The organism is Nonomuraea fastidiosa, assembly GCF_042751225.1.
Classification (GTDB): domain Bacteria; phylum Actinomycetota; class Actinomycetes; order Streptosporangiales; family Streptosporangiaceae; genus Nonomuraea; species Nonomuraea fastidiosa.
In genome coordinates this window covers 5,206,768-5,218,677 of sequence record NZ_CP170570.1, presented here as the reverse complement: position 1 = coordinate 5,218,677, position 11,910 = coordinate 5,206,768, and the positions used below count along the sequence as shown (strand labels likewise).

The following is an 11,910-nucleotide window of genomic DNA, read 5'->3' as shown; positions in this document are numbered from 1 at the left end:
ATCGGGGAACAATGGCCCCCGTGAGCGAATTGCCGATCATCGATGTGTCGCCGCTCGTCACCGGCGGGCCGGGCAAGGAGGCCGTGGCCGAGGAGATCGGCGCGGCCTGCCGCGACAGCGGGTTCTTCTACATCCGCGGCCACGGCGTGCCCGCCGAGCTGATCGACCGCCTCGACGCCGCCGCCAGGCGCTTCTTCGAGCTCCCCGAGGACGTCAAGAACGAGATCGCGATGGAGCGCGGCGGCCGGGCCTGGCGCGGCTTCTTCCCGGTCGGCGGCGAGCTGACCTCGGGCCGGCCCGACCTGAAGGAGGGCATCTACTTCGGCGCGGAGGAGCCGCCGGGCCCGCTCCCGCTGCACGGACCCAACCTGTTCCCCGCTCAGGTGCCCGAACTGCGCGAGGCGGTGCTCGAATACCTGGACAGGATGACGCAGGTCGGGCAGTCGGTCATGGCGGGCATCGCGCTCAGCCTGGGGCTGGACGAGGACTACTTCCGTACGGGCTACACGGCCGACCCGACCATCCTGTTCCGGATCTTCCACTACCCGCCGGGTCCGCCGGACGACCCCGACACGTGGGGCGTCGGCGAGCACACCGACTACGGCCTGCTCACGCTCCTCCTCCAGGACGCCAACGGCGGCCTGCAGGTGCACACGCGAGGCGGCTGGGTGGAGGCGCCGCCGGTGGAGGGCACGTTCGTGTGCAACATCGGCGACATGCTCGACAAGCTCACCGGCGGCCGCTACCGCTCCACGCCGCACCGCGTGCGCAACCTCAGCGGCAACGAGCGGCTCAGCTTCCCGTTCTTCTTCGACCCCGGGTGGGACAGCGAGGTGCCGCCGCTGCCGTACGCGCCGGGCCGCCGCTGGGACGGGCAGGTGGACTTCACCGGCACGTACGGCGAGTACCTGCTGTCGAAGGTGTCGAAGGTCTTCCCCCGGCTGTTCGAGCAGCAGATCTAGGCCGACTCGCGCTCCACGAGCCGGGCGGGCAGCACGACCGAGGTGGTGTGGCGGCCCTCCAGCCGCGACAGCAGCAGCCGGGCCAGCGCCAGAGCCTGGTCGGCGACCGGCACCCGCACGGTGGTGAGCGCGGGCGTGGTGGCCGAGGCGGCGTCGATGTCGTCGAAGCCGACCACCGCCACGTCGTCGGGCACCCGCCGCCCGGCCTCGCGCAGCGCCCGCATGGCGCCGATGGCGAGCTGGTCGGTGGCGGCGAAGACGGCGTCGAGCGCGGGGTCGTCGGCGAGCAGCCGCCGCACGGCGTCGGCGCCCGCGGCCCTGGTGAGGTCTTCGGCGGGCGCCAGGTGCGGCTGCAGCCCTGCGCGCTGCAGCGCCGCCCGGTGCCCGGCCAGCCGGTCCTGTACGAACACCAGGTCCATCGGCCCGCACACCATGCCGATGCGCCGCCGGCCGCGCTCCAGCAGGTGCTCGGTCGCCGCCGCCGCGCCGCCCGCGTTGTCGGCGTCCACGTACGGCACCAGCGAGGCGATCTCCGGCTTGCCCAGCAGCACGACCGGCACCCCGGTCCGCGACAGCCGCTCGGCCAGTGTGTCGGCCCGGTCGGGCGGCAGCAGCACCACGCCGTCGGCCAGCCGCGCCTCCACGTGGGCGACGATGCGCCGGTGGCTCTCGGCGGTGTCGGCGAGCATGAGCGTGATCTGCTTGCCCGCGCCTTCGAGGAAGCTGGTGACGTACTGGACGACGGCGGCGGTCAGCGCGTCGCCGCCGCCCTGCCTGGGCACCGACAGCACGAGCGCGATCGCGTTGGTCCTGCGGGTGACGAGGCTGCGGGCGGCCAGGTTGGGCACGTAGCCGAGCTCGTTGACGGCCTGCATGACGGCGGCCCTGACCTCGGGGCTCACCGACGACTCGCCGTTGACGACGCGGGAGACGGTGGCGCGGGAGACGCCGGCGCGGGCGGCCACGGTCTCCAGCGTGGGCCGCTTGGGCCGGGTCTGCGCCAGGCCGTTGCGGCGTACGACGTCGCGGTACCACAGGGCGCTGTCCTTGAGCCGCCGCCGCTGGGTGGCGAAGTCGACGTGCACGAGGCCGAACTTGCGCTGGTAGCCGTCCACCCATTCGAGGTTGTCGAGCAGCGTCCAGGCGAGGTAACCGCGCACGTTGGCGCCCTCGTCGATCGCGGCGCGCAGCGCGCGCAGGTGCTCCTCGATGAAGCTGATGCGATCGACGTCGTGGATGCCGTCGCCGGTGACCACGTCGACGAAGTCCGCGCCGTTCTCGGTGATCATCAGCTCTTGACCGGGGTACTCGCGGGTGAGGCGGCGCAGGAGCCGCGACAGGCAGCCGGGCACGATGGGCCAGCCCATGGCGGTGACGGCGGTGGGCACCGTGCAGAACAGCACGCCCTCGCTGCCCGGGTAGGCGGGGTCGGCGGGCTCGCTGGGCTGGGCCTGCACCACGAGCGGCGTGTAGTAGTTGACGCCGAGCAGGTCGATGGGCTGCCCGATCGTCTCCAGGTCGCCGTCCTCGATGTGGCCGAGGCCGCCGTGCCGCTCGATGACCGGCAGCAGCTCCTCCGGATACGCCCCGCGCAGGATCGGCTCGAGGAACTGCCGGTTGACCAGCGTGTCGATCCTGGCCACGGCCACCGCGTCCTCCTCCGAAGCCCGGCGGCCGGGGTCGCTCACCTGGGCGGGCGTCACGACGGGCGAGAGGTTGAGCACCACGCCCGTCTCGGCCGCGCCGGCCTCGCGCAGCGCCCGCACGGCCAGGCCGTGGCCGAGCAGCATGTGGTGGGCGCTCTTGAACGCCTCGGCCGCGGAGGTACGGCCGGGCGCGTGGATGCCCGCGCCGTAGCCGAGAAAGGCCGCCACCCACGGCTCGTTCAGCGTGAACCAGGTGCGCACCCGGTCGCCGAGCCGCGCGTACACGGCGGCGGCGTAGTCGGCGAAGCGCAGCGCCGTGTCGCGCGACGGCCAGCCGCCCTGATCCTCGAGCGCCTGCGGCAGGTCCCAGTGGTAGAGGGTCGCGTACGGCCTGATGCCGGCGGCCACCAGCTCGTCCACCAGCCGGTCGTAGAAGTCGAGCCCCGCCGGGTTGGGCTTGCCACCGCCGCCGGGGAAGATGCGCGGCCAGCTGACCGAGAACCGGTAGGCGCGCAGCCCCAGGTCCCGCATCAACCGGACGTCCTCCTGGTAGCGGTGGTAGTGGTCGCACGTCTCCACGCGGTCGACGGAGAAGGTGTCCCATATGGACGGTCCGCGGCCGTCGATGTTCGTGGCCCCCTCGATCTGAAAGGCCGAAGTCGACACTCCCCACTCGAAGCCCTCGGGGAAGCTTGCGGTGCTCATGTGTACGGGTACCTTCCGGTCAACGATCAACCGGCCCAGTGTCCCGCGCGCCCCTCGTCGCGCGCCAGCCTGGCCAGGCGGTATACAGGGCGCGTGGAACTGGACCGGCTCGATCGTGACATCATCGCGGCGCTCGTGGACGACGCCCGCCAGACCTACGCCGAGATCGGCAACCGGGTCGGGCTGAGCGCCTCGGCGGTCAAGCGCCGGGTCGACCGGTTGCGGCAGGTCGGGGCGATCACCGGGTTCAGCGCGCGGGTGGCGCCGCAGGCGCTCGGCTGGACGACGGAGGCGTACGTCGAGCTGTTCTGCCAGGGCAAGACCAAGCCGTCGGACATCGCGCTCGCGGTGGCGAAGTTCCCCGAGGTGGTGGCGGCGGCCACGATCACCGGCGAGGCCGACGCGCTGCTGCACATCAGGGCGAGGGACGTGCGGCACGTGGAACGGGTGATCGAGCGCATCGCGGCGGAGTCGTTCGTGGTGCGGACCAAGAGCGTCATCGTGCTGTCGCGGCTGATCGACACACCGCCCGGCGCGCTGGTCCACGAGGCGCGCAACGAATCCCCCATCACCGGCTGAAACACGCAACAGGCTTGCGCAGATGCGCAATGTCAAGCCCTTGGCCTGCCCGAATACGCATTCCTAGGCTGTCCTCAGCTCCCGCTCGTGGAGTTTTCCCTGCTGAGAGTGCCGATGGAGTGCTGCATGCCCAAACACTTCCTCATGTGCCGTCCGGACTATTTCACGGTCGAGTACGCCATCAACCCGTGGATGCATCCCGAGGCGGGCGCGGACCGCGAGCGCGCGATCCGGCAGTGGGAGGGCCTGAAGTCGGCGTACGAGGAGCTCGGGCATCAGGTGAGCCTGATCGACCCGATCGAAGGCCTGCCCGACATGGTCTTCGCCGCGAACGGCGCGCTCGTCGTGGGCGGCCGCGTCTACGGCGCCCGTTTCGCCTACCCGCAGCGCGCCGCCGAGGGGCCCGCCTACCTGCGCTGGTTCGCCGAGCGCGGCTACCCGACGATGGAGCCGTCGCACGTCAACGAGGGCGAGGGCGACTTCCTCACCCTCGACGAGGTCATCCTGGCGGGCACCGGCTTCCGCACGGACGTGGTGGCCCACCAGGAGGCGCAGGAGTACCTGGGCCGCCCGGTCGTCTCGCTGACGCTGGTGGACCCGCGCTACTACCACCTCGACACGGCGCTGTTCCCGCTCGACGGCCACAACGTCGCGTACTACCCCGAGGCGTTCTCCCCCGGCAGCCTCGCGGTGCTGCGCCGCATGTTCCCCGACGCGGTGGTCGCGACCGCCGAGGACGCCGCGGTGCTCGGCCTGAACGCGGTGAGCGACGGCACGAACGTGGTCATCAACGCCGAGGCGACCAATCTCCAGCTTGAGCTCAAGCGGCGTGGGTACGAGGTGATCCCCGTCGACCTGTCGGAGCTGCGCAAGGCGGGTGGGGGTCCCAAGTGCTGCACACTGGAGATCAGGGGGGAGAACTGACATGATCACCAGCGCCGAGCTCATCGAAGTGAGCGAGCGCCGCAGCGCGCATAACTACCATCCGCTGCCCGTCGTCATCCGCGAGGCCGAGGGCGCGTGGGTCACCGACGTCGAGGGCAAGCGCTATCTCGACTGCCTGTCCGGCTATTCCTCGCTGAACTTCGGCCACCGCCACCCGAAGATCATCGAGGCCGCGCGTGAGCAGCTCGACCGGCTCACGCTGACCAGCCGCGCCTTCTACCACGACCAGTTCGCGCAGTTCTGCGCCGGGCTCGGCGACCTCACGGGCAAGGACATGATCCTGCCCATGAACACCGGCGCCGAGGCCGTCGAGACGGCGATCAAGGTGGCCAGGAAGTGGGGCTACGACGTCAAGGGCGTCGAGCCCGGCAAGGCCAACATCATCGTGATGGAGAACAACTTCCACGGCCGCACCACCACGATCATCAGCTTCTCCACCGATCCGGAGGCGCACGACGGCTTCGGCCCGTACACGCCGGGCTTCAAGATCGTCCCGTACGGCTCCGCCGACGCCGTGCGGCAGGCCATCGACCCCGAGACGGTGGCCGTGCTGGTCGAGCCGATCCAGGGCGAGGCCGGGGTGCTGGTGCCGCCGGACGGCTACCTGACCGAGCTGCGCGAGATCTGCTCGGCCGAGGGCGTGCTGCTGATCGCCGACGAGATTCAGTCGGGTCTCGGGCGCACCGGCCACACGTTCGCCTGCGACCACGAGGGCGTCGTGCCCGACATCTACGTGCTGGGCAAGGCGCTCGGCGGCGGCGTGGTGCCGGTGTCGGCCATCGCCGCCGACCGCGACGTGCTCGGCGTCATCCACCCGGGCCAGCACGGCTCCACGTTCGGCGGCAACCCGCTGGCCTGCGCGGTCGCCAACGCCGTGATCGAGATCCTGAACACCGGCGAGTTCCAGGCCAGGGCCGCCAAGCTGGGCGAGGTGCTGCACGGCCGGCTGCGCGAGCTGGTGGGCCACGGCTCCATCGTCGAGGTGCGCGGGCGCGGCCTGTGGGCGGGCGTGGACATCCACCCCGACGTCGGCACCGGGCGCGAGGTGTCGAAGGCGCTGCTCAAGCGCGGCGTGCTGGCCAAGGACACCCACGGTTCCACGATCCGGCTCGCCCCGCCGATCGTGGTCACGGAGGACGACCTGCACTGGGCGGTCGACCAGCTCGTCGACGCGGTCTACGAGCTCCAGAGCAGATGAGTTAAGGGCCGGAGGTCACGCCTCCGGCCCTTTCGCCGTTTCCAGGCGGCGCGCCCCGCCGGCTTGCCGTCTCAGGCGGCGCGCCACACCTGCATGCCGTCGGGGGCGTCGTCCTGGACGAACCCGGCCTCCTTCAGCTCGGCCGCCACCGCCGTACTCGGCGGCCAGTGCGCGGTGCTCACCACCTCGTCCTCGCTGAGCAGCGTCTCGCCGTGCCTGACGCGGTAGAGGAAGCGCGAGGTGACGCTCTCGCCGGTCACGTCGAGCACCTGCCCGGCCACCTCGTACGTGTGCCGCCCCACCTGGTACGTGCCCATCACCCCTGGCTCGGTCTCCGGCGCCGGCGGCCGCCTGTCGCGCCAGTTGAAGAGCAGCCGCCCGTCGCGTTCGAGCTGCCCGGCCAGCACCCGCCACAGGCGCGGCCGCTCGTCGGCGGTGAAGCTCTGCAGCACCGAGATCATCACGACGGCGCCGGCGGGCTCGTCCACCTTCACTTCCAGCCCTCCGCACGGCAGCACGGTCACCCTGCGCTGCAGTTCGGGGTCGCGGGCCAGCCGGTTGACCAGCACCGAGCGCATGCCGGGCGACGGCTCGACGGCGTGGATCTCGGCGGGCGTGGCCCGGGCGATGACCTCGGTGATCAGGCCGGTGCCCGCGCCGATCTCGATGACGCCGCGCCGCACTCCGGCGAGCAGCGGGGGCAGCAGCTCGCGGATCGCGGGCACGTGACCGTCCTCATGGAAAAGGTCGTAGAAGGGGACGGCAGCGGCACAAGGGTCGTCAAGCATGCCGGTCAGCGTAGTTAAGGGGCGCCTCGGGTCCCTCAGCGGAGCTCGACGGAGTCGATCGGCGCGACGACCTCGCCGGTCGAGCCGTACCAGGTGACCGTGCGCGGCAGCTCGAGGGTGGCCAGGGCGTTCTGGAACCAGGGGCCCTTGGTGATGCGCCAGCGGAACGGCGGGCGCGGCACGCCGGCCAGGCGCGCCATCAGGTTGCCGACCAGGGTCGCGATGGAGAACTGGGTGAAGACGTTGGCCCAGCGCAGCAGCCGGCTGAGCGGGTTGCGGATGGGCGAGCAGACGAGCTGGAAGATCTGCCCCTTGTCGGCCTGGGCGAGATAGGAGTAGTGGACGTCGCCCGACAGGATGTAGACCGGCTTGCCGATCTCCACGAGCAGCCTGGCCATGTCCTCGAACGAGCGCCGGAAGGCCGCCCAGTGCTCCAGGTCGACGGCCTGGCGGAACGCCTCGGACCAGCGGCGCACCAGCGGGCCCCACTTGCCGTCGCACAGCGCCTCGTTCCAGTTCTGCACGCCGTGGACGCCTTCGGGCAGCAGGAACGGGATCGACGAGCCGATGATGAGCCGCTCGGCGCCGGGCCTGCGTATCTGCTCCTCGACCCACTCCCACTCCGTCGGGTCGACCATGCGCCGGTCTCCGGGGGTGAGCTGCCTGGCGCACCGGGTGTCGACCATGACGAGCCGGGCGGTGCCGAGGTCGCGGGCGTAGCTCCAGCGGTTGCCGCTCGGCTCGGCGTCGGCCTTCTCGGCGAACGCGTCGAGCGCCGCGCCGCCGTCGCCGGCCATCAGCTTGGCCAGCACCGGGTCCTCGGCGCGCTCGGCCGGCGAGAGGTTGCCGAGGTGCTGGTAGATCCAGTAGGCGCTGAGGCCCGACACCACGCGGCGGTGCCACCAGGGTGTCTTGGCCATCTGCTCGCGCCAGGGCTGTGAGGTGTTCCAGTCGTCGCGCAGGTCGTGGTCGTCGAAGATCATCGCCGTCGGCACGGTGGACAGCAGCCAGCGGATCTCGGTCTCGGTCCACGCCTGGCGGTAGAGCTCGGCGTACTCCTCGAAGTCGGCGACCTCCCCCTGCGGCTCGGTGTCCCTGCGGGAGCGGATGAAGGCCAGCATGTCGGGCGAGGGGCTGTCGGCGTAGACCTGGTCGCCGAGGAGCAGCAGCAGGTCGGGCCATTCGTCGGGGTCGGTGCGGGCGAGGTGCTCGCCGTAGGCGCGCAGCACGTCGTCACCGTGGGTGCGCACGTGGAAGTCGTCGTGGGGGACGCTGGTGCGGCAGGATCCGAACGCCAGGCGCCGCACGCCGTCGCGGGGCAGCAGCCGGATGCGGCTGGGCGGGCGACCCGCCATCGGCCATACCTGCTCCCCGTCGCAGCTGACCGTGTACGACGCGATATCCTGGGACAACTCAACGAGATCCACGATCGCGTAGTGGTGACCGTGCACGGTGAAGGTAGGCGACCGGTAAGTCCTGCCGTCCGCTTCAACGGCGACCGTGCAGGGTTCGGCGGTCTCCACCCAGATCGAGGCGCTGTCGGAGTCGACATAACGCAGCATCGGCCCCACCACGAGTGCGGGCATGTGACCCCCCGATTCGACGTTTCGGCACACTCTCGCCTGTAAGCCTGCCAGAGTGGCACGACCCGCAGCACACGATCGCCGGCGAGAACTTCTACCAACAACTAGGCAAGGCTAAACCCCCCGCCCTAGGATGATCGTGACAACAACGCCCAAATGGGATTGGCAATGGCGCCTTTTCCGGAAAAAGGGCGTACATAACAGGAGGAATTTCTTCCATGAGCATCATGGTGCCGTCAACGACGCCGGCCCTGATCACCCCGGGCCGTCAAGCCCTTGACTCCGCCCTCCACCAGCTCGACCGGGCCGCCGCGCACCTCGGCCTGGACGACGGGCTCCGCACGATGCTGGCCACGCCCCGCCGCTCGCTGACCGTCTCGGTCCCCGTGCGGCGCGAGGACGGCAGCCTGGACGTCGTCCAGGGCTTCCGGGTCCAGCACAACATCTCGCGCGGGCCCGCCAAGGGGGGCATCCGTTTTCATCCCGCCACCGACATCCACGAGGTCACCGCGCTCGCCATGTGGATGACGTGGAAGTGCGCTCTGGTCGGCATCCCGTACGGCGGCGCCAAAGGCGGCGTGGCCGTGGACCCGAGCCAGTTCACCACCCGCGAGCTCGAACGCCTCACCCGCCGCTACGTCAACGAGATCCTGCCGCTGATCGGCCCGGAGAAGGACATCCCCGCGCCCGACGTCGGCACCGACGAGCAGACCATGGCCTGGATCATGGACACCTACAGCGTCAACGCCGGCTACTCGGTGCCAGGGGTGGTCACCGGCAAGCCGATGACGCTGGGCGGCTCGCTCGGCCGCGGCGGCGCGACCTCGCGCGGCGTGCAGATCGCGACGCTGGCCGCGCTCGGCCGCTCGCCCGAAGGCGTGACGGTGGCCGTGCAGGGCTTCGGCAAGGTGGGCGCGCTCACCGCGCAGTACCTGTCCGACGCGGGATGCAAGGTGGTGGCGGTCTCCGACATCACCGGCGCCGTGCACGACGCGCGCGGCCTCGACATCGCCGCGCTGCGCGCCCACGCCGCCGAGAGCGGCGGCGTGCACGGGTTCGCCCAGGCCGACGCGATGGCCCACGAGGACCTGTTCGAGCTGGACGTGGACGTGCTGGTCCCGGCCGCGCTCGAAGGCGTCATCACCGAGGCCAACGCGCCCAGGATCCGCGCCCGCCTCATCGTGGAGGGCGCCAACGGCCCGACCACGCCGGAGGCCGACGAGATCCTGGCCGCGAACGGCACCACGGTCGTCCCTGACATCCTGGCCAACGCGGGCGGGGTGATCGTCTCGTACCTGGAGTGGGTGCAGAACCTCCAGGCGTGCTCATGGAGCTCCGGAGACATCGAGCTCAAGCTGCGCGAGCTGATGTTGAGCGCCTTCGACGAGGTGAAGGCGCTGGCCGCCGCGCGCGGCCTGACGCTCCGCCAGGCGGCGCACGTCATCGGCGTGGGCCGGGTCGCCGAGGCGCACCGGATGCGCGGGCTCTACCCGTGACCCGGCGGCCTCTCATGAGGCCGCGCCCATCCGCGAGCCCGCGGCTTCCCGCGAGCCCGCGACCACCAGCGAGGCCGCGACCGTCCGTGAGGCCGCGACCACCAGCGAGCCCGCGCCCATCCGCGCGGCCGCGACTTTAGTAGCAGCAGGCCCGCCCAAGGTTCGATGCCGGGGCGGGCCTGCTGTTGCGAACCTTCGATGCATGAGAGAACTCGTCAACATCGTCGGTGTGATCGCCATCATCCAGGGGCTCGGCGGCTTCGCCGGGCGGATGTGGTTCGACAGCGACTGGGGTTTCCTGCACCACCTGATCGACCTGCCGCTGCCCGGCTACCTGGGCGTCGCGGCGGCCGGACTGATCGCGATCGTGGTGACCGCCGCCACCAAGGAGCGCGACCGGGGCTAGCGCTGGAGCGTTCTCAAGCGCTCAGCTCGGCGTGGCCGAGCGTGTCGGCCAGGCTCTCCAGGTCGCGCATGAGCCGCGCGGTGCGCTCCGCACCGAACGCCGCCGCGACCAGTGCCTGCTGCTCGGCCACCGCGCCGTCGATACGGGCCAGCAGCTCGGCCCCGCGCCCCGAGACGAAGACCGCCACCCGCCGCCGGTCGCCCTTGGCCGGCCCGCGATAGACGAGCGCGCGGTCGATGAGCCTGTCGACCGCCTTGGTGAGCGTGGGATGCGGCATCAGCACCGCCTCGGCCAGCTCGCCCATCGACTCGCCCCGCCCGTCGGCCAGCGCCCGCATGATGCGCCACTGCTCGACGGTGACGCCCTCGACGGCCAGCGCCGCGGCCAGCCCACGATTGACGACGCGCTCCGCACGGCTCAGCAAGTAGGCGAGTGAGGACCCGAGCCCGTGGGTGGTCATCGAACTGGTCCTTTCATCGTGCGGTTTGAAGGGAGGATACTCGTCGGCGTGGCGGCGACGGTCGATCCTCTCGAAGCGCGGCTCCTCCCCTCCGACGCGATCAGGATCGCGTTGGTCGTACCGGTCTCCGGAGTGCTCGGCCTGATGGGGCCCTGCGCGATCAACTGCGCGGTGCTGGCCGCCGAGGAGATCAACGACCGCGGCGGCATGCTCGGACGGCCGGTCGAGCTGGTGCTCATCGACGGCGGGCGGCCCGCGCCACAGGTGGCCGGCGAGGTGGCCGGGCTGGTGCGATCGGGCACGGTGGCGGCGGTGGCCGGGGCGCACGCCAGCGACGTGCGGGTGGCGGTGGTGGCGGCCATCGCGGGGCGGGTGCCGTTCGTGTACGCGCCTCCGTACGAGGGCGGCGGCCGCGCCCCCGGCGTCTACTTCCTGGGCGAGACCCCCGACAGGCAGCTCGCGCCCGGCATCGAGCGGCTGACCGCCGATCGGGCGCGCCGCTGGTACCTGCTGGGCAACGACTACATCTGGCCGCGCCTGGTGCACGCCGCCGCGCGCGAGCGGCTGCACGCGGCGGGCGCCACGGTGGTGGGCGAGAGCCTGGTCCCGTACGGCCAGGCGGTGGACCGGCTCGAACGGGTGGCCGACGCCAGGCCGGACGCGATCCTGCTGACGCTGATCGGCAGCGACCTGGTGGCGTTCAACCGGGCGTACGCGACGGCGGGGCTGAGCGCGGTGCGGCTGTGCGGGGCACTGGAGGAGCACGGCCTGCTGGGCATCGGCGGCGACGTCACCGGCGGCCTGTACTCGTCGATGGGCTACTTCCGCAGCCTGCCGACCGAGGCGGGGCAGGGCTTCGCCGAGCGCTACACCGCCCGGTTCGGCCCGGACGCGCCGCTGCTCAACGCGCACGGCCACGGCTGCTACGAGGCGGTGGCGATGCTGGCGGCGCTGTGCGCGCGGGCGGGCTCGCTCGCGGTGCCCGCGCTGGACGCGGTGGCCGACGGCACCACCATCACCAGTGCGCGCGGCACGCTGACACTCCTCGACGGCCAGGTACGTCACCCCGTTCACCTGGGCAGAGCCGACGGCCTTGATTTTTTTCTAGAGAAATCTTTTCACTAGAAAGCTTTGGCTCTAAG

At 71.4% G+C, this 11,910-nt stretch carries 11 protein-coding genes; 7 read left to right on the top strand and 4 right to left on the bottom strand.

The window, feature by feature from the left end; genetic code table 11:
- The first annotated feature begins 20 nt into the window (after positions 1 to 20).
- Positions 21 to 962 carry a 2-oxoglutarate and iron-dependent oxygenase domain-containing protein gene (locus ACFMQL_RS24290; protein WP_364056879.1) on the top strand — a complete coding sequence of 314 codons (942 nt, stop codon included), beginning with the start codon at positions 21 to 23 and terminating at the stop codon, positions 960 to 962.
- Here the strand turns inward: ACFMQL_RS24290 and ACFMQL_RS24285 are convergent.
- Positions 959 to 3,313, bottom strand: coding sequence for a GH1 family beta-glucosidase (locus tag ACFMQL_RS24285; protein WP_378787137.1), 2,355 nt, complete (start codon positions 3,311 to 3,313; stop codon positions 959 to 961). The genes ACFMQL_RS24290 and ACFMQL_RS24285 overlap by 4 nt on opposite strands.
- Positions 3,314 to 3,406: 93 nt before the next feature.
- On the opposite strand from ACFMQL_RS24285, the gene ACFMQL_RS24280 reads away from it, so the two are divergent.
- The 3 genes from ACFMQL_RS24280 (at position 3,407) to rocD (ending at position 6,035) form a co-directional block, all read left to right on the top strand.
- The gene (locus tag ACFMQL_RS24280; protein WP_364056885.1) at positions 3,407 to 3,892 is read left to right on the top strand and encodes an Lrp/AsnC family transcriptional regulator; all 486 of its coding nucleotides are present in this window, start codon (positions 3,407 to 3,409) and stop codon (positions 3,890 to 3,892) included.
- A gap of 126 nt (positions 3,893 to 4,018) precedes the next feature.
- Positions 4,019 to 4,816, top strand: a complete 798-nt coding sequence (gene ddaH / locus ACFMQL_RS24275) for a dimethylargininase (RefSeq protein WP_364056888.1) — start codon at positions 4,019 to 4,021, stop codon at positions 4,814 to 4,816.
- A gap of 1 nt (position 4,817) precedes the next feature.
- On the top strand, positions 4,818 to 6,035 hold the full coding sequence (gene rocD, locus ACFMQL_RS24270; RefSeq protein WP_364056891.1) for an ornithine--oxo-acid transaminase: 1,218 nt from the start codon (positions 4,818 to 4,820) through the stop codon (positions 6,033 to 6,035).
- Positions 6,036 to 6,106: 71 nt separating this feature from the next.
- Here the strand turns inward: rocD and ACFMQL_RS24265 are convergent, their stop codons facing one another.
- The gene (locus ACFMQL_RS24265; protein ID WP_364056894.1) at positions 6,107 to 6,823 is read right to left on the bottom strand and encodes a class I SAM-dependent methyltransferase; all 717 of its coding nucleotides are present in this window, start codon (positions 6,821 to 6,823) and stop codon (positions 6,107 to 6,109) included.
- A 35-nt stretch (positions 6,824 to 6,858) separates the two neighbouring features.
- Positions 6,859 to 8,385 (bottom strand): alkaline phosphatase D family protein, encoded by a 1,527-nt coding sequence (locus ACFMQL_RS24260; RefSeq protein WP_378787136.1) that lies wholly within the window; start codon positions 8,383 to 8,385, stop codon positions 6,859 to 6,861.
- Between the two features lie 239 nt (positions 8,386 to 8,624).
- Here ACFMQL_RS24260 and ACFMQL_RS24255 point away from each other — a divergent pair, with 239 nt between their 5' ends.
- On the top strand, positions 8,625 to 9,902 hold the full coding sequence (locus ACFMQL_RS24255; protein WP_378787135.1) for a Glu/Leu/Phe/Val dehydrogenase: 1,278 nt from the start codon (positions 8,625 to 8,627) through the stop codon (positions 9,900 to 9,902).
- Positions 9,903 to 10,104: 202 nt separating this feature from the next.
- The gene (locus ACFMQL_RS24250; RefSeq protein WP_364056903.1) at positions 10,105 to 10,308 is read left to right on the top strand and encodes a hypothetical protein; all 204 of its coding nucleotides are present in this window, start codon (positions 10,105 to 10,107) and stop codon (positions 10,306 to 10,308) included.
- Between the two features lie 13 nt (positions 10,309 to 10,321).
- Here the strand turns inward: ACFMQL_RS24250 and ACFMQL_RS24245 are convergent, their stop codons facing one another.
- The gene (locus ACFMQL_RS24245) at positions 10,322 to 10,768 is read right to left on the bottom strand and encodes a MarR family transcriptional regulator (protein WP_364056906.1); all 447 of its coding nucleotides are present in this window, start codon (positions 10,766 to 10,768) and stop codon (positions 10,322 to 10,324) included.
- Positions 10,769 to 10,816: 48 nt separating this feature from the next.
- On the opposite strand from ACFMQL_RS24245, the gene ACFMQL_RS24240 reads away from it, so the two are divergent.
- Positions 10,817 to 11,893, top strand: coding sequence for a substrate-binding domain-containing protein (locus tag ACFMQL_RS24240; RefSeq protein ID WP_364056909.1), 1,077 nt, complete (start codon positions 10,817 to 10,819; stop codon positions 11,891 to 11,893).
- The last annotated feature ends 17 nt before the right edge of the window (positions 11,894 to 11,910 follow it).